At 69.2% G+C, this 17,879-nt stretch carries 17 protein-coding genes; 7 read left to right on the top strand and 10 right to left on the bottom strand.

The features are described from left to right. Positions 1-7: 7 nt before the first annotated feature. The 4 genes from ACNJ7K_RS16955 to ACNJ7K_RS16940 form a co-directional block, all read right to left on the bottom strand. Positions 8-1,540 carry a CoA-acylating methylmalonate-semialdehyde dehydrogenase gene (locus tag ACNJ7K_RS16955; RefSeq protein ID WP_120282091.1) on the bottom strand — a complete coding sequence of 511 codons (1,533 nt, stop codon included), beginning with the start codon at positions 1,538-1,540 and terminating at the stop codon, positions 8-10. Between the two features lie 161 nt (positions 1,541-1,701). After that, a complete protein-coding gene (locus ACNJ7K_RS16950) occupies positions 1,702-2,253 on the bottom strand; it encodes a DUF1360 domain-containing protein (RefSeq protein ID WP_120282090.1) in 552 nt (183 codons plus the stop codon). A 108-nt stretch (positions 2,254-2,361) separates the two neighbouring features. Continuing rightward, entirely contained in the window at positions 2,362-3,132 is a 771-nt protein-coding gene (locus ACNJ7K_RS16945; RefSeq protein WP_487041971.1) for an SWIM zinc finger family protein, read from the bottom strand. Beyond that, the gene (locus ACNJ7K_RS16940; RefSeq protein ID WP_487041970.1) at positions 3,133-5,940 is read right to left on the bottom strand and encodes a DEAD/DEAH box helicase; all 2,808 of its coding nucleotides are present in this window, start codon (positions 5,938-5,940) and stop codon (positions 3,133-3,135) included. It lies immediately after the preceding gene. On the opposite strand from ACNJ7K_RS16940, the gene ACNJ7K_RS16935 reads away from it, so the two are divergent. Next, positions 5,939-6,913 carry an NADP-dependent oxidoreductase gene (locus ACNJ7K_RS16935; protein ID WP_487041969.1) on the top strand — a complete coding sequence of 325 codons (975 nt, stop codon included), beginning with the start codon at positions 5,939-5,941 and terminating at the stop codon, positions 6,911-6,913. The genes ACNJ7K_RS16940 and ACNJ7K_RS16935 overlap by 2 nt on opposite strands. A 100-nt stretch (positions 6,914-7,013) precedes the next feature. Then, complete coding sequence (locus ACNJ7K_RS16930) at positions 7,014-7,685, top strand: HNH endonuclease family protein (RefSeq protein ID WP_120284131.1); 672 nt, start codon at positions 7,014-7,016, stop codon at positions 7,683-7,685. A gap of 62 nt (positions 7,686-7,747) precedes the next feature. On the opposite strand, the gene ACNJ7K_RS16925 is transcribed toward ACNJ7K_RS16930, so the two are convergent. After that, positions 7,748-8,530 carry an enoyl-CoA hydratase/isomerase family protein gene (locus ACNJ7K_RS16925; RefSeq protein WP_120282087.1) on the bottom strand — a complete coding sequence of 261 codons (783 nt, stop codon included), beginning with the start codon at positions 8,528-8,530 and terminating at the stop codon, positions 7,748-7,750. Between the two features lie 92 nt (positions 8,531-8,622). On the opposite strand from ACNJ7K_RS16925, the gene ACNJ7K_RS16920 reads away from it, so the two are divergent. Beyond that, complete coding sequence (locus tag ACNJ7K_RS16920; protein WP_487041968.1) at positions 8,623-9,441, top strand: shikimate 5-dehydrogenase; 819 nt, start codon at positions 8,623-8,625, stop codon at positions 9,439-9,441. 28 nt (positions 9,442-9,469) lie between these two features. Here the strand turns inward: ACNJ7K_RS16920 and ACNJ7K_RS16915 are convergent, their stop codons facing one another. Next, positions 9,470-10,321, bottom strand: a complete 852-nt coding sequence (locus ACNJ7K_RS16915) for a DUF5995 family protein (RefSeq protein ID WP_230792038.1) — start codon at positions 10,319-10,321, stop codon at positions 9,470-9,472. A gap of 130 nt (positions 10,322-10,451) precedes the next feature. Then, on the bottom strand, positions 10,452-11,291 hold the full coding sequence (locus ACNJ7K_RS16910; RefSeq protein WP_059383677.1) for a sulfurtransferase: 840 nt from the start codon (positions 11,289-11,291) through the stop codon (positions 10,452-10,454). 182 nt (positions 11,292-11,473) lie between these two features. Here ACNJ7K_RS16910 and ACNJ7K_RS16905 point away from each other — a divergent pair, with 182 nt between their 5' ends. Then, positions 11,474-11,947 (top strand): acyl-CoA thioesterase, encoded by a 474-nt coding sequence (locus tag ACNJ7K_RS16905; RefSeq protein WP_024103679.1) that lies wholly within the window; start codon positions 11,474-11,476, stop codon positions 11,945-11,947. A 4-nt stretch (positions 11,948-11,951) separates the two neighbouring features. Here ACNJ7K_RS16905 and ACNJ7K_RS16900 read toward each other — a convergent pair whose 3' ends face one another. Continuing rightward, the gene (locus tag ACNJ7K_RS16900) at positions 11,952-12,440 is read right to left on the bottom strand and encodes an Lrp/AsnC family transcriptional regulator (RefSeq protein ID WP_059383676.1); all 489 of its coding nucleotides are present in this window, start codon (positions 12,438-12,440) and stop codon (positions 11,952-11,954) included. Between the two features lie 166 nt (positions 12,441-12,606). Between ACNJ7K_RS16900 and pdhA the strand changes: the two genes are divergently transcribed. From pdhA to ACNJ7K_RS16885, 3 genes are read left to right on the top strand one after another with little or no spacing between them, the layout of a single operon-like run. Beyond that, a complete protein-coding gene (pdhA, locus tag ACNJ7K_RS16895) occupies positions 12,607-13,707 on the top strand; it encodes a pyruvate dehydrogenase (acetyl-transferring) E1 component subunit alpha (RefSeq protein ID WP_059383726.1) in 1,101 nt (366 codons plus the stop codon). Continuing rightward, positions 13,704-14,687 carry an alpha-ketoacid dehydrogenase subunit beta gene (locus ACNJ7K_RS16890; protein ID WP_085469581.1) on the top strand — a complete coding sequence of 328 codons (984 nt, stop codon included), beginning with the start codon at positions 13,704-13,706 and terminating at the stop codon, positions 14,685-14,687. The genes pdhA and ACNJ7K_RS16890 overlap by 4 nt, the downstream gene beginning before the upstream one ends. A 9-nt stretch (positions 14,688-14,696) precedes the next feature. Continuing rightward, positions 14,697-16,040 (top strand): dihydrolipoamide acetyltransferase family protein, encoded by a 1,344-nt coding sequence (locus ACNJ7K_RS16885; protein WP_159418726.1) that lies wholly within the window; start codon positions 14,697-14,699, stop codon positions 16,038-16,040. Between the two features lie 85 nt (positions 16,041-16,125). Here the strand turns inward: ACNJ7K_RS16885 and ACNJ7K_RS16880 are convergent, their stop codons facing one another. Further along, entirely contained in the window at positions 16,126-17,550 is a 1,425-nt protein-coding gene (locus ACNJ7K_RS16880; protein ID WP_268655484.1) for an NAD(P)(+) transhydrogenase (Re/Si-specific) subunit beta, read from the bottom strand. After that, positions 17,550-17,879, bottom strand: a complete 330-nt coding sequence (locus tag ACNJ7K_RS16875; RefSeq protein WP_006552916.1) for an NAD(P) transhydrogenase subunit alpha part 2 — start codon at positions 17,877-17,879, stop codon at positions 17,550-17,552. Before ACNJ7K_RS16875 ends, ACNJ7K_RS16880 begins: the two co-directional genes overlap by 1 nt.

Raw genomic sequence — 17,879 nt, 5'->3', positions numbered from 1 at the left:
GGACCGCCTAGTTCATCGTCGGGATGACGAAGTGGTCGGTGTCGGCCACGTGCGCACCCTCGATGTCGCCTTCCTTGACACCGGACGGCCAGCGCTGCGTGACCGTCTTGGTCTTGGTGTAGAAGCGGAAGGCGTCGGGGCCGTGCTGGTTGAGGTCGCCGAAGCCGGAGGCCTTCCAGCCACCGAAGGTGTAGTACGCGATCGGAACGGGGATCGGGACGTTGATGCCGACCATGCCGACCTCGACGCGGGCCGCGAAGTCGCGGGCGGTGTCGCCGTCGCGGGTGAAGATCGCGACGCCGTTGCCGTACTCGTGCTCTGTGGGCAGGCGCAGGGCGTCCTCGTAGTCACGCGCACGCACCACGGTGAGCACGGGGCCGAAGATCTCCTCCTTGTAGATGGACATCTCGGGGGTGACCTTGTCGAACAGGGTTGCGCCGGAGAAGAAGCCGTTCTCGTGACCTTCGAGGACGAAGTCGCGGCCGTCGACGACCAGCTCGGCGCCTTCCTCGACGCCCTGGGCGATGTAGCCGTGCACGCGGTCGCGGGCGGCGGCGGTCACGAGCGGACCGAAGTCGGCCTTCTCGTCGAAGCTGGTGCCGATACGCAGTTCGGCGATGCGCTCGGTGAGCTTGGCGACGAGGCGATCCGCGGTCTCCTCGCCCACGGGGACAGCCACGGACAGCGCCATGCAGCGCTCACCGGCCGAGCCGTAGGCGGCGCCGACGAGTGCGTCCGCGACCTGGTCGAGGTCGGCGTCGGGCATGACGATCGCGTGGTTCTTCGCACCACCGAAGCACTGTGCGCGCTTGCCGTTCTTCGCGGCCGTCTCGTAGATGTACTGCGCGATGGGGGTCGAACCGACGAAGCCGATCGCCTTGATGCGCGGGTCGTTGAGCAGGTAGTCGACGGCGCTCTTGTCGCCGTTGACGACGTTGAACACACCGGCGGGCAGGCCGGCCTCGAGGAACAGCTCGGCCAGACGGAGCGGCACGGAGGGGTCGCGCTCGGAAGGCTTGAGCACGAACGCGTTTCCGGCAGCGAGCGCCGGGCCGGCCTTCCACAGCGGGATCATGGCCGGGAAGTTGAACGGGGTGATCCCGGCGACGACACCGAGGGGCTGACGCATCGAGTACACGTCGATTCCGCCGCCTGCGGACTCGGTGTACTCACCCTTGAGGAGATGCGGGGCGCCGATGGCGACCTCGATCACCTCGAGGCCGCGCTGGATGTCGCCCTTCGCGTCGGGGACGGTCTTGCCGTGCTCGCTCGACAGCAGGTGGGCGAGCTCGTCCATGTTCTCCTGCACCAGGTACACGAACTTCATGAGCACGCGCACGCGCTTCTGAGGATTCCAGGACGCCCACACCTTCTGCGCCTCGGCGGCGTTGGCGATGACGGCGTCGACCTCGGAGTCGGCCGCGAGCGGCACGCGGGCCTGGACCTCTCCGGTGTTGGGGGCGAAGACGTCGGCGAAGCGGCCGGAGGTGCCGGCGACGTGCTGTCCGCCGACGAAGTGGGTCAATTCTCGAACGCTCATGTCCGATCCCGTCCTTTACTGGTGTGCGATGACGTGGGATGTGCGATTTTCGGCGCGAACGGGCGAAGGCCCGAAGTCTTCGCCCATCCTATAGTTGGAAGTCCACGTATGTCTACCGTCACACCGAACCGGATCGGCCGGCACCCCTGACGAGAGGTCGATCAGCCCTCGGCGATCTGCTGCGCCTTCGCGTACGCCAGGTGCAGGAAGTCGGCTCCGGTCAACGCCGCGAACGACCCCGCCACCAGACGCGTGAGATTCGGAGCGTAGACACGGCCGAAGACCAGCGCCGTCACGGTCCACAGGTCGAGGCAGAAGGGGCACGCCAGCAGTTCCCCGACGGCGTGACGGACCCGCGACGACTTGCGGGGCTGCTCCATCACCTCGGCCGGACCACCGGGGCCGTCGAACTTCGTGAACGGTGCGCGGACGGGGCTGGTCACCGCCGCCTTGCTCACGATCCGGGAGATCTTGTGGCTTGCGAGCGCGGTCACCACGAGATCGCCGGCATCGGGCCTCGGCATCGGCCGCCCGCGCTCGGCCGCGACGGCGCCGAGCGTGCCGACGGTGGTGAGGTACACGGACATGAGCACCGCATATCCGCCGAGGGGCCGATCCTCCCCGTTCCGATAGGTGTCGGCCTCGTCCTGGACCGCCTCGACCGCACGTTCGGCGTTCTCCCGCGCTGTCGACGATGCTTCCGGTGTCCGCATGAATCCTCCACTCGTGGCATGTGCTGTCGGTGGCGCGACCGGAGCCGTCACCTTCACGGGCGGCATACCCCGGGGACGGACGGCACAACCACCGACGACCGACCGAGGTCAGCGCATGCGGCGGTAGAGATCCTCGAGGTCGGTGATCCCCCGGATGACCACGGCTTCGTCGGTTCCGCCGGCCCGCAACGCGCGGCGCAACAGCATCGGATCGAGGTCCTCGAGCGCGGGACGGAACCGTTCCGTGGGCAGCTCGGGCAACTCGGTGTCGTCGCCGTAGAAGTCCTGCGCCGCGGCCGCGTCGTCGTCGGCGTCCGCATCGTCGACACCGCCGATCAGCGTCGCGAGGTCCACCCCGCGCAGGGTCAGAACCGCGAGCGGTTGGTCGTCGACGTGTTCTGCGAGCAGGTAGGCGACGGCCGCGGCGTGCTTGCAGGGCCACCCGTCGTCGGGGCAGGTGCAGTCGAAATCGAGTTCACCTGCGCGTCGCGGGAGGAGGGCCGATCCGAGTTCCTCGGGAAGGATGCCTGCCGCGAGTCGCGCCAGCATGCCCGGCGACGAGCGGACGAGCGAGACGAGTTCGCCCACCGCCTCCTGGTCGAGCGTGCGCACCCGCACCGCCGAGGTGAAGGGAGTGAGCTGACTGCCCTGCACGTCGCCGACGGCCGCGCCGGGTCCGAGCCGCATGGAGATCACCTGGCCGGCGCGCGCATACGCACGGCCCCGCGTCAGTCGCCCCTTCTCGGCGACCTCCTCCATCGCCGAGATCAGTTCCTTCGACCACCAGCTGCGGCCGATCGAGCCCCGCTTGGTGCGCGCCTCGATGCCGCCGTCGATCCGGCGGGCCGTGCCGTAGCGGCGTACGTTGCCCCGTGCCATCTAGTCCCCCACCGCGTCGTCGCCGAGGGTGAGCAGGGAGTGCAGCTGATCGGTGGACAGCTCGGTGATCCAGTTCTCCCCCGCCCCGACCACGATCTCGGCCAGTTCCTGCTTGCCGGTGAGCATCTCGTCGATACGCTCCTCCACCGTTCCCACACAGACGAGCTTGCGGACCTGGACGTCGCGGCGCTGCCCGATCCGGAACGCGCGGTCGGTGGCCTGGTTCTCCACCGCCGGATTCCACCACCGGTCGAGATGCACGACGTGGTTGGCTGCGGTGAGGTTCAGTCCGGTGCCGCCCGCCTTGAGCGAGAGCACCATGATGGGCGGTCCGCCCTCACCCTGGAAGCCGTCGACCATCGCGTCGCGCCGACCCTTGGACACTCCCCCGTGCAGGAAGGGCACCGTCGTCGCGAACCGCTCCTCGAGATAGGGGACGACGAGCTCACCGAACTCGCGGAACTGTGTGAACAGCAACACCTTCTCGCCGTCCGCCAGCACCGACTCGACGATGTCCTCGACCAGACCGAGTTTGCCCGAGCGGTGCCGTCCGCGACGCAGGACGGGCGAGCCGTCGCCCAGATAGTGCGCGGGGTGGTTGCACACCTGCTTGAGTCGGGTCAGCGCCGCGAGCACCGCACCCTTGCGGGCCATGCCCTCCTTGTCGCGGATCCGGCGCATCATGTCGTCCACGACGGCCCGGTACAGGGCGGCCTGCTCGGCCGTGAGGTTGGCGCGCACGGTCTGCTCGAACTTCTCGGGCAGATCGGAGATCACGTCGGGGTCGGTCTTGACGCGGCGCATCACGAACGGAGCGGACAGCGCCCGCAACCGCGCCGCGGCGACGGCGTCGTGGTCGCGCTCGATCGGCACCGCGAACCGGGCACGGAAGGACGCCGCGCTGCCGAGCAGGGACGGATTCGCGAAGTCCAGGATCGCGCGCAGTTCCTCGAGCCGGTTCTCCACCGGTGTGCCGGTGAGCGCGATCCGGTGCGCCGCGGGCACGGCGCGCGTGGCGCGGGACTGCGCGGTCGCGGTGTTCTTCACGTGCTGGGCCTCGTCGAGGACCACGCGTTGCCAGGTCGACGTCGCGAGCTGCGCGACGTCGCGGGCAGCGATGGCGTAGGTCGTCACCACGAGATCGTGGTCGGCGGCAGCGGCGGCGAGTGCCGGTCCGCTCAGCCGCTGGGCACCGTGGTGGACGTGCACCCGCAGGTCGGGCACGAACCGTTCGGCCTCACGCTGCCAGTTGCCCACCACCGACATCGGGCAGACGAGCAGGGTCGGAGCGTTCCGCAGGCCCGACTCGCGTTCGTGGGCGAGCAGCGCGAGGACCTGGATGGTCTTGCCCAGGCCCATGTCGTCGGCGAGCACGGCGCCGAGACCGAGCCTGCTCATGAACGCAAGCCAATCGAGGCCGCGCTGCTGGTAGGGACGTAGTTCGGCGTTCAGTCCCACCGGTACGGGGACGGACTCTGGGTGGGCCTGCCCGTCGAGCAGCATCTCGACCCAGCCGGACGCGGAGATCTCGGTGACCTCCGCCGGCGGCGCATCGTCGCCGGTGAACTGGGCGAACAACGACCCGAGGGTCGCGTCCTCGGCGGAATGCGCCGTGACGTACCGGGCGGCGCGGGCCAGCGCCTCGGCGTCGGCCCGGACCCACTTGCCGCGCAGCTTGACCAGGTCGCTGTTGGCCGCGACGAGCTCTTCCATCTCCGACTGGGTGAGCAACATGTCGCCGACGGCGAGCTGCCATTCGTACGAGACGATCGCGCTCATCCCGACGACGCTGTCGTCGGCGCTCACGGGGGCGACGGGCGAGTCGACCTGCAGACGCAGGGACGGATCGACCCGGGTCCAGGCGCGCGGCAGCAGCACCGCGATGCCCGCGGCGTCGAGCTCTCGGGCGCCGTGCTCGACGAGATCGACGACGACCGGGGTGGGCAGCAGAAGGTCGAGACTGTCGGGATCGCGGGGCACGTCCTGCAGGCGGGGATAGGCCTGGAGCGCAATCCCGAGCTTGCGCACGCCGATCTGGAGCAGGTGCGGGTCGGTGTCCTCGACGGGCAACGGCGTCGGGGACTGTCCCTCCGGACGCAGGCACACCTCGAGCCGCCAGATGGAGTCGGCTCCGACCCCGTCGTCGGCGTCGTCCGGCTCGACGAGGCGCAGCACGAGGTCGGGTTCGTATCCGGCGAGGCTGGAGCGCCATTCCTCGAGCGCATCGGCCATGCGCTGGGTGCCACGGGGATGGGGACTGCCCTCGGCCAACGCCGCGACGAGAGGGTGCAACGAGGTGGACGAGCCGTGGAGGGTGCGCACGATGGGATCGGTCAGTTCGCGGCACAGATCGTCGAGGAGATCGACGGGCCGTCCGAGTTGTCGCTGCGCGGGAGACATCGCGGCCGCCAGTTCGGCGGACCAGGCCCGCGTCTTCTCGCCGCCGAGCAGTCGCCACCGCGCCCACCACTGCTTCTCGACACGCACGAGCTCCGGTGCGACCCGGCCGGCCTGCGCCCACCTCTCGATGCCGCGGGCGACGTGCGCGAGATAGCGCAGGTCGCCGCCGACGCCCCCGGGACGCCGCGGCATGTCCAACAGGAGCTCGGCTGCGTCCGCCGGTGCGACCGCGACGGCGGGCAGCGTGCTCGGCTCGGTGTCCGTGGGGAAGGTGAGGGTGACGCGATGGCGGAACGGACGGTCGATCCACCGGCGCAGCGCAGACGGCAGCGCGTCGGGATCGGGCTCTGCGGTGGGGTCCCACCACAGCATCAGGCCGGATCCCGGTGACCACAGCCCGTGCAACATGCCCACTATCGTGCCAGCCGCACCCGACCCCGATGGCAGGCTGGGTCCCAGGGCACGCGCATACGGCTTCGTGGAGTACGGCGGTCCGGAGACACAGCAGCTGTTCGACACCCCCGTCCCATCGCCCGGTCCGGGGCAGCTCCTCGTGGCGGTCCGGGCAGCGGGCGTGAATCCCGCCGACTGGAAGGTGCGGTCCGGACGGCGCACAGGCAGCGTCACGGTGCACTTCCCGGCGGTCCTCGGCCGGGAGGTCGCGGGTGTGGTGGAAGCCTCCGGTCCGGACACCGGCTTCCGGCCGGGCGACGCCGTCTTCGGGGCCACCGCGGAGGGCTACGGCGGCTACGCCGAGTACACCCTGGTCGACGCGCGGGCTGCCGCGCTCGTGCCCGAGTCGGTGCCGTTCGAGGTGGCGGCGACCCTCCCGGTCGCGGCCGGCACGGCCTTCGACATCGTCGAGCACCTCGAGATCGTCGACGCGGACACCGTCCTCGTCCTGGGTGCCGGTGGTGGCGTCGGGTCGGCGACGACGCAGCTCGCGCACGCCGCAGGTGCCGCCGTGCTCGGCGTGGCGAGCGCGGGGAAACGGGATCTCGTCGAATCGTGCGGCGGACTGTGGATCGAGTCCGGCGACGGGTTCGACGCGCGAGTCGCGGCCACCGCGGAACGGTGCGGGGCGGTGACCGCGGTCGTCGACCTCGTCGGTGGCGACGTACTCGAGCGGGCGGTCGCGCTGACGCGGGCGCCGGAACGGGTCGTGAGTGTCGCCGACCCTGTACGCGCGGAGAATCTGGGCGGTTCGGGAATCACGCGGTGCCGGACCCGGGAGGTGTTCGAGCAGGTCGTGGCGCTCGTCGAGCGTGGTGTCCTCATGCCGCGCATCGCGCGGACCTTCCCGCTCGCCGAGGCCGGGGCTGCGCTGGAACTCGTCGAGTCCGGGCACGCCGGCGGGAAGATCGTCGTCACATTCCCCTGAATCACTCCGCTCCGTATCGCTCTGTCCCGAGGATCCTGTCGGCAGGGCATGCCAGGATCGCCGCGTGCGTGGGGGGAACGCGACGTGGTGGGTGGCGGCAGTGGTGGTCGCGGTGGCGGTGTCCTGGTTGTGGGACCGCACCGCGCCGGGGTCCGGGACGGTACCGGGCAGCCCCACCCGAGCCGAGGTGCACGTCCTGCTCGAGCAGGTGACGGTGGTCGAGGAGCGCCGGAAGGTGCCCGGCTATCAGCGGGGCTGCGACCCGGGCGAGCGATGCGTGTTCGGTCCGGCCTGGTCCGACGACCACCCCGGTGCCGGCGGGCACGACGGTTGCGACACCCGCAACAACGTCCTCGCGCGCGACCTCGCCTCTCCCACCTTCCGCGCCGGTAGCGACGACTGTGTCGTGACGAGTGGGGTCCTGAACGATCCGTATACCGGGGCGCGCGTGGAGTTCCGGCGTGCCGAGGCGAACGCCGTGCACATCGATCACATCTATCCGCTCGCCGCGGCCTGGGATCTCGGTGCCGCCGCATGGCCCGCCGAACGTCGGCGCCGGTTCGCGAACGACATCACCTACAACCTCGTCGCCGTCGACGGGCAGGCCAACCTCGACAAGCGCGACGGCACACCGGCGCAGTGGCTGCCACCGGCTCCCGGTTACCGCTGCTGGTTCGCCGGCCGGTACCTGACCGTCGCGGTGCGCTATGCGTTGCCGATCACGGTCGACGACCACCGCGCCTTGGTGGGCGCGGCGGAGTCGTGCCCGTGACATCGGCGCGACGGAGTCGTGCCAGTGACACCGGCGCGGCGGAGTCGTGCCCGTGACACCGCTCAGGCGGGGAGGTTGCGCGGGATCCAGTCGGGTTCGCGCTTCTCCATGAACGCCCGCATCCCTTCGCGGGGTTCGGGTGAGGTCTCGAGTGCCCCGAACATCGTCTGGTAGTCGAACTGTCCGTAGCGCTCGTTGAGCATGCGCTTGACCTGGGCGCGCGCGATGGGTGCGGTGCGCAGAACTTGCCGGGCGGCCTCGAGTGCGGCCTCGCGCAGGTGTTCGTGCGGGACGACGCGGGAGATGACACCCAGGCGCTGCGCCTCGTGGGCGTCGAAGACCCGCGCCGACAACAGCAGGTCGCGGGCGGCGGCGAGACCGACGTGCGCGGGCAGCGCGGCGGCGAAGGTCGCGTCGGGGATGCCCCGGAGGAGTTCGGGGACACGGAAGGTCGCGCGTTCGCTGGCGACCGCGATGTCGGACATCATCGCGACCAGCAGTCCCCCGGCCTGGCAGATGCCGTTGACGGCGGAGATGACGGGGGCGCGACTGTCGCGGATGGTCAGGAACGGGACGACGTCCACTCCCGAGAGGCCCTCGGGCAGGTCGTCGCCGGGTTCGGCGCGACCGCCGAGATCACCACCGGGCGCGAAGACGTCGTCGACACCGGTGATGACGAGGGCTGCGAGGTCGGGATCGGAATTGACCAGTCGCACCGCACGTTTGAGCCCGTAGTACATCGCCGGGGTGAACGCGTTGCGTGCTGCGGGCCGGTCGATGATGCACCATCCGATCGCGCCTTCCCGTTCGAATCTCAGTCCACCTGCACCCAGATCGTCTCCCATGCATCGGACAGTATCTCATTCTTCGTTGCGAGAACAGCATGTTCGTCCGGGAACATCGATGTTTCCGTGTGTGTCGGGACTACGGTGAGGAAATGCTCGAGCGCATCTCCAAGGACACCCGGCTGTGCATCTCGATGTCCGGCCGCCCCAGCAACATCGGCACCCGGTTCCACAACCATCTCTACGAGGAACTCGGCCTCGACTTCGTCTACAAGGCGTTCGCGCCCGCGAACATCGAGGACGCCGTGGCGGGGATACGCGGCCTGGGCATCCGCGGCGCGGGAGTGTCTATGCCGTTCAAGGAAGCCGTGCTGCCCCTCGTCGACGTGCTACACGATTCGGCGCGGGCCATCGAGTCCGTGAACACGATCGTCAACGACGACGGCGTCCTGCACGCCTACAACACCGACTATCAGGCGGTGAGCGACCTGCTTGTCGAGCACGGCGTCGACTCCGCCCTGCCGGTCACGGTGGTGGGCAGCGGCGGCATGGCGAAGGCGGTGACAGCGGCGCTGCGCCACAACGGATTCACCGACGGGACGATCGTCGCGCGCAACGGGGACACCGGACGACCGCTCGCACGCAAGTACGGCTACGAATGGCGCGCCGACACGAGCGACGTCGCACCCGGGCTGATCGTCAACGCCACTCCGATCGGGATGGCGGGCGGCGCCGAATCGGGCGACCTGCCGCTCCCCCACGACTTCGTCGCCGCAGCGGCGACGGTCTTCGACGTCGTGGCCGTCCCGCCGGACACCCCGCTCGTCCGGTTCGCCCGCGAGCACGACATCCCGGCGATCACGGGCGACGAGGTCATCGCGCTGCAGGCGGCGCTGCAGTTCGAGCTCTACACGGGGGTGGCTCCGACGCGCGAGCAGGTGCGCCGCGCGTCGGAGTACTCCCGTTCCTGAACGGCGGGAACCGAGGACGACCCCGTCGTCAGACGATTCCGGCCTGCTCGAGACCGTCGAGCACCACGGCGGCAGCGTCGACCGCGACGTTCATCTCGAGGCGGGTGATGTCGTGCGTGGCGGGGTTCTGCAGACCGAAGTTGTTGACCCACGCGGCTGTTCGTGCCGACTGGAACATGAACGTGGTGGTCTCGGTGTCGCCCACCAGGTCGCCGACGAACCAGCCGGTGAAGAACGGGCCGAGGTCGACGCCGTAGACCGCCTCGAACTCCTCGGCGATCACGGGTGCAGCATCGACGAGCGCTTCACCGAAGGTGTAGAAATCGCGGGTGTGCTCGGGCGTCGATCCGATGGTCACGAGCGCTTCCGGGAAGTCGACCACCAGGTGGGCGACGATCGCGCCGAGCAACACGCGACCGGGGCTGCGGTCGCACTGTTCGGTGAGCGCGAGCGCGTCCGCCCAGTGCGGCGCCGGCGACCCGCCGGTCACGTACTCGTGCAGATTCGCCAGGTAGAGACGCACCACTTCGACGGCGAGCGCGGACGCCCATTCGGGATCGTCGTAGATCCCGGAGTCGAGGGTCGGGCCGGTGAGTTCGAGGATCTCGTCGAAGGCGAGGACGAACGTGCCACGGTAGTCGTCGCTGCGGGTGAGGAGGTCGCGCAGCTCGGCGATCCGGGTGCGGGCGTCGTCGAAGGTGTCGATTCCCGCGGGATCGGTCAGTGCGGCGATCTCGGCCTGGGGAGTGGCGGATACGCAGTGGGACGGTGCCGTATCGGCCGGCACCGGCGCGGCCGATACGGTCGGTGCGGCGAGCAGGGTCGCCAGGACTGCAGCACCTACGGTGATCGTCGTACGGCCTCGGGCGAAATGCTTCATTTGCGTTAATTTACCGGGCGTTTCTCCGGGATACTCCGGGGTGTCCCATTCGCGGCCGGCTCCGGCGTGCAGTTCTCGTCGGCGATCTCGCGAATCGTCGACGAGAACTGCGCATCGGCCGGCGGATCGCTCAACTGCCGGTGGCGACCTCCCGCTTCGGATCCGCCGACCATTGCGACCACGAGCCCGGATACAGGGCGGCGTCGATGCCCGCGATCTCCAGCGCGGCGATCTCGTGTGCGGCGTTGATTCCCGATCCGCAGTACACGGCGACGTCGGTGCGCTTCACACCCAGCTTCGAGAAGCGGTGCGCGATCTGATCCGCGGGCAGGAACGAACCGTCCTGGCGGAGGTTCTCGGTGGTCGGCGCGCTGACCGCCCCGGGAATGTGCCCCGCCCGGCGGTCCACCGGCTCCTCGTCGCCGCAGTACCGCGCGTGGGCCCGCGCATCGAGCAGGACTCCGTGGGTCGCGAAGGCCGCGGCCTCGTCGGGACCGATCGTGGGCATGTGGCCGGGACTCAACGTCACGTTGCCCGGTTTCTTCTCGCCGCCCGGACCTGCGGCGAGAGGGTGCCCGCCGGCGATCCACGCCTGCAGTCCGCCGTCGAGCAGCCGCACCTCGGAGTGCCCGGCCCAGCGCAACAGCCACCAGGCGCGGGCCGCGGCGAGATCACCACTGTCGTCGTATGCGACGACCAGAGCACCGTCGTCGATCCCCCACCGGCGTGCGGTGGCCTGGAATCGGTCGATGTCGGGCAGCGGATGACGGCCGAGCCCCGGGGCGGGCGGATCGGCGAGATCCTCGTCCAGGTCGACGTAGACCGCGCCGCTGATGTGCCCTTCGTGGAACCGGTCCCGTCCGTGTCTGTCGCCGAGCGCCCAGCGGACGTCGAGTATCACCGGCGACCGGCCCTGCTCGATCATCTCGGCGAGTTCGACGGTGGAGAGGAGAACGGGGGTATCGGACATGACCCGATCCTGACACGAACGGCACATGCCGTTCCGGCTTTGCGGCGACACGCCGCGCGCGCTGGGACGACCCAGCGGCGAACACGCCCTGTACACGTCCGATTCGAGGGTTTTGCGTCTCGGTTCGGGATTGGCGTGGGGGTTGGTCTGATTTGCCGTGCCGAGAGCACTATCGTCGAGACGTGAGCAACCGCCAACCGACGAGCCCAGCCGCCCCGCCTGAGCCGGAGCAGTTCCCGGTGTTGTGGCCCATGCAGACGCGCTGGGCCGACAACGACCATTACGGCCACGTCAACAACGTCACGTACTACTCGTACTTCGACTCGGCGGTCAACGGGTGGCTCATCTCCACCACCGGTGTCGACATCCGCGAACTCGACGCGATCGGGGTCGTGGCCGAGACCTCCTGCCGTTATCTCGCCGAACTGTCCTTCCCCGACCGCCTGCAGGTCGGACTGGCGGTCGAACGCCTGGGCACACAGTCGATCACCTATTCGCTCGCAATCTTCCGGGAGGCCGACGACACCCTGATCCCCGCCGCGACCGGCCGGTTCGTCCACGTCTACGTCGACCCGCAGACGCGCCGCCCCGTCCCGATCCCCGATCAGATCCGCAAGGCCGCCGCACAGCTGGCCACCCCGAACGCGGGCCGCTGACGCTCTACGCCGTCTCGTCTCCGCTGCGCCCGGCCGCCCGGGCCAGCAGCGGAGACGTGCGCTGCGGGACGAGGTCCTGCATGACCAACGACATGTCGGTGCGTTCGACGCCGCGGATCTTCAGGATGCGGCCCGCGAGCCGGTAGAGGTCGTCGGCGTCGCGGGCGACCACCTTCACCGACAGGTCGATCTGCCCGGTCAGCCCGTAGACCTCGGTGACCTCGGGGATCTGCGCGAGTTCGTCGACGACCTCGTCGAGACGGTGCTGATCGACCCGGGTGGCCACGTAGGCGGCGAGCGGATAGCCCAGGCTGACGGGATCCACGCGCCGGTCGAACGAGGCGAGCACACCCTCGGCCTCCCATCGGGCCAGGCGCGCCTGGACGGTGTTGCGGGACAACCCGAGACGCTGCGCCAGCTCGACTCCCGTGGCGCGCGGTGTGCGTGTGAGCTCGAGGAGCAGACGCGCATCGGTGGCATCCAGACTGGTCATTCTTCGCAGTCTGCCAGCTCGGGGCACCCCGAAACCGTGCTTTCTGCACAGTCGGAGGCGGACCGATTGCGCACGCGCGATTCGCCCGGATGATGTGATGTACGGCACACATCATCCGGTCGGGCCTCACGAGGGCACGCCGGATCCGCACCGACGAGGTGATCCGATGGTTGTACCGACCGCCTATCCGGTCCAGTTGATCCAACCCGACGGGCGACGCGTCCTCGACACCGAGTACGGCCCACTCGTCGCCGACGTCGGCCCCGACGAACTGCGCGGGCTCTACCGCGACATGGTCGTCGCGCGACGCATCGACGCAGAGGCGACGGCCCTCCAACGGCAGGGTGAACTCGGCCTCTGGGCGCCGCTCCAGGGCCAGGAGGCCGCGCAGGTCGGCTCCGCCCGGGCACTCGCGCCCGACGACTACGTCTTCACCAGCTACCGTGAGCACGCCGTCGCGTTGTGCCGCGGTGTCGATCCCGCCGACATGACACGCCTGTGGCGTGGGTGCGGACTGTCCGGATGGGATCCGAAGACGGTCGCCACCACCAACCCCGCGATCGTCGTCGGAGCCCAGGGCCTGCACGCCACCGGTTACGCGATGGGCGCGAAGCTCGACGGAGCCGAGATCGCCACCGTCGTGTACTTCGGAGACGGCGCCACGAGCCAGGGCGACATCTCGGAGGCGATGGTCTTCTCCGTCAGCTGGGGCGTCGGCGTGGTGTTCATCTGCCAGAACAACCACTGGGCGATCAGCGCGCCCACCCACGTGCAGAGCCCTGTCCCCCTCGCAGGGCGCGCTGCCGGATTCGGGATGCCGGCCGTGCAGGTCGACGGCAACGACGTCCTCGCGGTCCTGGCGGTGACTCGGCGTGCCGTCCGGCATGCCCGCGAGGGTGCCGGCCCGTTCTTCATCGAGGCCCTCACCTACCGTATGGGTCCGCACACGACCTCCGACGACCCCACCCGCTACCGCACACCCGCCGATCTCGAGGAGTGGAAGGCACGCGATCCCATCGATCGGCTGCGCCGACTGCTCGAACGCGAGGGGCACGCCGACGAGGACTTCTTCGACGAGGTCCGGTCGGCCGCCGACGAGGCCGCGATGCGGCTCCGGCGCGGCACGCTCGAGATGCCCGACCCCGAACCCGATGCCCTGTTCGACCACGTCTACGCCACCGAGCATCCGCTCGTCGAACAGGAACGTGCGGACTACGCCGAGTATCTGGCGAGTTTCGGCCCCGCAGAGGAGGAGGCGCGACGATGACCACCACGACGATGACCCTCGGCGGCGCCCTCAACGCCGGACTCCGCCGCGCACTCGAACACGACCCCAAGGTCGTCATCATGGGCGAGGACGTCGGCACACTCGGCGGCGTCTTCCGCATCACCGACACCCTGCAGAAGGACTTCGGTGAGGGCCGCGTGATCGACACTCCCCTCGCCGAATCCGGGATCGTGGGAACGGCCTTCGGAATGGCGCTGCGCGGCTATCGGCCCGTGTGCGAGATCCAGTTCGACGGCTTCGTCTACCCGGCCTTCGACCAGATCGTCTCGCAGGTCGCGAAGATCCACTACCGCACCGCCGGTGCCGTGGTGGCCCCGTTGACCGTCCGGATCCCCTACGGCGGCGGCATCGGTGCGGTCGAACACCATTCGGAATCACCGGAGGTGTACTTCACCCACACCGCGGGTCTGCGGGTCGTGAGCCCGAGCACTCCGTCCGACGCGTACTGGATGATCCAGCAGGCCGTCGCACTCGACGATCCGGTGATCTTCCTCGAGCCGAAGCACCGCTACTGGGAACGCGGTGAGGTCGACACGGACACCGCCCCCGACCTCCCGCTCACATCCGCGCGGGTCGTCCGGTCCGGTTCCGACGCGACGGTCGTGACCTTCGGTGCGCTGGTCGGCACGGCGTTGCGCGCAGCCGAGATCGCCGAGACGGAAGGGCATTCGCTCGAGGTCGTCGATCTGAGGTCGCTGTCCCCCATCGACTTCGACACGATCGAGGCCTCGGTGCGACGGACCGGCCGACTCGTCGTCGTGCAGGAGGCGCCGGTCTTCTGCGGCATCGGCGCCGAGATCGCCGCCCGCACGACCGAGCGGTGCTTCTACCAGCTCGAGGCACCGGTCCTGCGGGTCGGCGGATTCGACATCCCCTATCCTCCGGCCAAACTCGAATCCCATCACCGTCCCGACCCGGATCGCATCCTCGATGCGGTCGACCGCGCACTCGCAGCGTGAGGCGCAGCGATGACGAATCCCACACGTGCAGTACAGGAATTCCGTCTCCCGGATCTCGGTGAGGGACTCACCGAAGCGGACTGGGTGCAGTGGGCCGTCGCGGTCGGCGATCGCGTCGAACTCAACCAGGTCATCGGGGAGGTCGAAACCGCCAAGGCCACGGTGGAACTGCCGTCGCCCTATGCCGGCACGGTCGAGGAACTGCTGGTCGAACCAGGGCAGACGGTGCCGGTCGGGGCACCTCTGCTGCGGATCGTCACCGAGGACGGACCCGCCGAACCGACCGGTGACAGCGGCGTCCCGTCCCGACCGTCGGTGCTCGTCGGTTACGGCCCCGGCGACGCCCCGCAGAGCAGGCGCGCGACCCGCCGTACCTCGGCGGACACCGGGCGGGACAGCGACGGCGACACCCCACCTGCACGACCCGACGCGAAGCCCGGCGCACGCAAACTCGCAGCCCTCCTCGAGGTGGATCTTGACACGGTGACGGGCACCGGCCGAGGTGGGGTGATCACACGCGACGACGTGCGGCGCACCGCCGGGCACGGCGAAGAACCCACCGCCGGGCACGGCGAGGAAACCACCGCCGGGCACGGCGAGGAACCCACCGCCGGACAATCACGCCCACCCGCCCGTGCGCCCTCCCCCGAGAGGACCACGCGGATACCCGTAGGAGGGGTGCGCAAGAGGACCGCCGAGGCCGTCTCCCGCAGCGCCTTCACCGCCCCGCACGCGAGTGTCTTCCTCACGTGCGACGCGACTGCCACCGTCGATCTGGTGTCGACCCTGCGCGCGTCGCCGGCCTTCGAAGGCGTCCGTCCGACGGCGCTGAGCATCGTCTCCCGCGCGCTGTTGCACGCGATCGCGGCCGAACCGTCGCTCAACGCGCACTGGGACGACGACGCAGGTGAGATCGTGCTCCATCACGACGTGCATCTCGGGATCGCCACCGCGACCTCCGACGGCCTGAAGGTCCCGGTGGTCCGGGAGGCCCAGCGCCTGTCGTTGCCGCACCTGGCCCGGTCGATCGCCGAGGTCGCCGACCGCGCGCGGACGGGTCGCTCCACGCCGTCCGAGCTGACGGGTTCGACGGTCTCGGTGACGAACGTCGGGGTGTTCGGGGTGGACGGGGGAACACCGATCCTCAATCCCGGCGAGTCGGCGATCCTCGCCGTCGGTGCGATCTCCGATCGCCCGTGGGTGGTGGACGGTGCTCTTGCGATCCGCAAAGTGGTCACGTTGTCGCTGTCGTTCGATCATCGGCTCGTCGACGGGGAGCAGGCGGGACGGGCACTCGCGACGATCGGCGCTTTCCTCGGCGATCCCGTGCCCATGCTCGTTGCCGACAACTAGGTGAGCGTGGCCGCCCTGACGCCGACGGCGCCCACGCGGTGATCCGCGTGGGCGCCGTAAGGGAGCAGCGACAGGTCCGGAAGGCCTACAGGGCCTTCAGTTCCTCGGTGACCTCCGAGACCATCTTCTTCGCGTCACCGAACAGCATCGACGTGTTGTCGGCGGTGAACAGCGGGTTGTCGATACCGGCGTAACCGGAGCTCATCGAGCGCTTGAGCACGATGACCGACTTCGACTGGTCGACGTTGAGGATCGGCATGCCGTAGATCGGGCTCGACGAGTCCAGTCGGGCAGCCGGGTTGGTGACGTCGTTCGCGCCGATGACGATGGTGACATCGGTGCGGCTGAACTCGCCGTTGATGTCGTCCATCTCCTTCATCGCGTCGTATTCGACGTCGGCCTCGGCGAGCAGGACGTTCATGTGGCCGGGCATACGACCGGCGACCGGGTGGATCGCGTACTTGACCTCGACACCGCGGTCCTCGAGCAGTGCCGCCATCTCCTTGACGGCGTGCTGCGCCTGCGCGACGGCCAGACCGTAGCCGGGCACGACGATGACCTGGTTGGCGTACGCCATCTGGATGGCGGCGTCCGAGGCCGAGGTGGCCTTGACCGTGCCACCCGACGCCGAGGCCACACCCGCGGCCGCCTCGCCACCGCCGAAGGCGCCGAAGACGATCGCGGGGATCGACCGGTTCATGGCCTTGGCCATGAGGTTGGTCAGGATGGTGCCCGAGGCGCCGACGATCATGCCGGCGACGATCATGGCCTGGTTGTTCAGTGCGAGACCGGCAGCGGCTGCCGACAGACCGGTCAGGGCGTTGAGCAGCGAGATGACCACCGGCATGTCGGCGCCGCCGATCGGCAGCACGACGAACAGACCCATCAGGCCGGCGGCGACGAGCAGCGCCAGGATCCACCACGAGGCCAGCGGCTCACCGTCGGCGCTGATGCCGATGTAGACGGCGATGGCGATCGACGCGAGGACGAGGACGATGTTGGCGAGCTGGAACAGCTTCGCCGACGCGACCAGCTTCTTCTCGAGATTCTTGTTCAGCAGTTCCTGCAGCTTCGCGAAGGCGACGAGCGAACCCCAGAACGAGATCGAACCGATGATCGCGGCGAACAGCGAACCGACGATCATGACCACGGTCGGGTCGTCGTCGAGCGTGGTGAAGCTGGTGGACTCGAGATATTCGGCCCACGCGATGAGCGCGACGGTGCCACCACCGACGCCGTTGAACAGCGCGACCAGCTGCGGCATCGCCGTCATCTTGGTTTTCAGTGCCGGCGGGACGCCGAGGATGATGCCGACGGCCAGACCGCCGATGATCAGACCCCAGTTCTCCGTCTCCCGGATGTCGATGAGCACCGCGACGACCGCGATGACCATACCGACGGCGGCGATGTAGTTGCCGCGCACGGCGGTCTTCGGGCCGGTCAGACCCGACAGACCGTAGATGAACATCGCGAAGGCGATGATGTACAGGACCGAGACGAGGTAGCCCATCAGGCGTCAGCCCCCTTCTTCTGTGCAGCCGGGGAGTCCTTGCGCTGCTTGAACATCCCGAGCATGCGGTCGGTGACGACGAAGCCACCGACGACGTTCAGGGTGCCGAAGACCAGAGCGACGAACAGGATGATCTTGATGCCCCAGTGGGCATCACCGGGGAGGTGACCGAGCACGACGAGCGCGCCGAGCACGACGATGCCGTGGATGGCGTTGGTGCCCGACATCAGCGGCGTGTGCAGCGTGTTCGGCACCTTGGAGATGACGGCGAAACCGACGAATCCGGCCAGGACCAGAATCGCGATGTTCGCGAGTAGTTCGTTGTACAT

This window comes from Rhodococcus shunpengi, from assembly GCF_048381395.1.
GTDB lineage: Bacteria > Actinomycetota > Actinomycetes > Mycobacteriales > Mycobacteriaceae > Rhodococcus.
This window is presented reverse-complemented; position numbering and strand designations above follow the sequence as displayed.

Excerpts from the sequence above, each read along its gene's own strand:
- ACNJ7K_RS16910 (WP_059383677.1), bottom strand. The coding sequence starts at position 11,291 with ATGTCCGATACCCCCGTTCTCCTCTCCACCGTCGAACTCGCCGAGATG.
- pdhA (WP_059383726.1), top strand. The coding sequence starts at position 12,607 with ATGGTTGTACCGACCGCCTATCCGGTCCAGTTGATCCAACCCGACGGG.
- ACNJ7K_RS16945 (WP_487041971.1), bottom strand. The coding sequence starts at position 3,132 with ATGGCACGGGGCAACGTACGCCGCTACGGCACGGCCCGCCGGATCGAC.
- ACNJ7K_RS16920 (WP_487041968.1), top strand. The coding sequence starts at position 8,623 with ATGCTCGAGCGCATCTCCAAGGACACCCGGCTGTGCATCTCGATGTCC.
- ACNJ7K_RS16885 (WP_159418726.1), top strand. The coding sequence starts at position 14,697 with ATGACGAATCCCACACGTGCAGTACAGGAATTCCGTCTCCCGGATCTC.
- ACNJ7K_RS16950 (WP_120282090.1), bottom strand. The coding sequence starts at position 2,253 with ATGCGGACACCGGAAGCATCGTCGACAGCGCGGGAGAACGCCGAACGT.
- ACNJ7K_RS16955 (WP_120282091.1), bottom strand. The coding sequence starts at position 1,540 with ATGAGCGTTCGAGAATTGACCCACTTCGTCGGCGGACAGCACGTCGCC.
- ACNJ7K_RS16875 (WP_006552916.1), bottom strand. The coding sequence starts at position 17,879 with ATGTACAACGAACTACTCGCGAACATCGCGATTCTGGTCCTGGCCGGA.
- ACNJ7K_RS16935 (WP_487041969.1), top strand. The coding sequence starts at position 5,939 with ATGCCCACTATCGTGCCAGCCGCACCCGACCCCGATGGCAGGCTGGGT.
- ACNJ7K_RS16940 (WP_487041970.1), bottom strand. The coding sequence starts at position 5,940 with ATGTTGCACGGGCTGTGGTCACCGGGATCCGGCCTGATGCTGTGGTGG.
- ACNJ7K_RS16915 (WP_230792038.1), bottom strand. The coding sequence starts at position 10,321 with ATGAAGCATTTCGCCCGAGGCCGTACGACGATCACCGTAGGTGCTGCA.
- ACNJ7K_RS16880 (WP_268655484.1), bottom strand. The coding sequence starts at position 17,550 with ATGGGCTACCTCGTCTCGGTCCTGTACATCATCGCCTTCGCGATGTTC.
- ACNJ7K_RS16900 (WP_059383676.1), bottom strand. The coding sequence starts at position 12,440 with ATGACCAGTCTGGATGCCACCGATGCGCGTCTGCTCCTCGAGCTCACA.
- ACNJ7K_RS16890 (WP_085469581.1), top strand. The coding sequence starts at position 13,704 with ATGACCACCACGACGATGACCCTCGGCGGCGCCCTCAACGCCGGACTC.
- ACNJ7K_RS16925 (WP_120282087.1), bottom strand. The coding sequence starts at position 8,530 with ATGGGAGACGATCTGGGTGCAGGTGGACTGAGATTCGAACGGGAAGGC.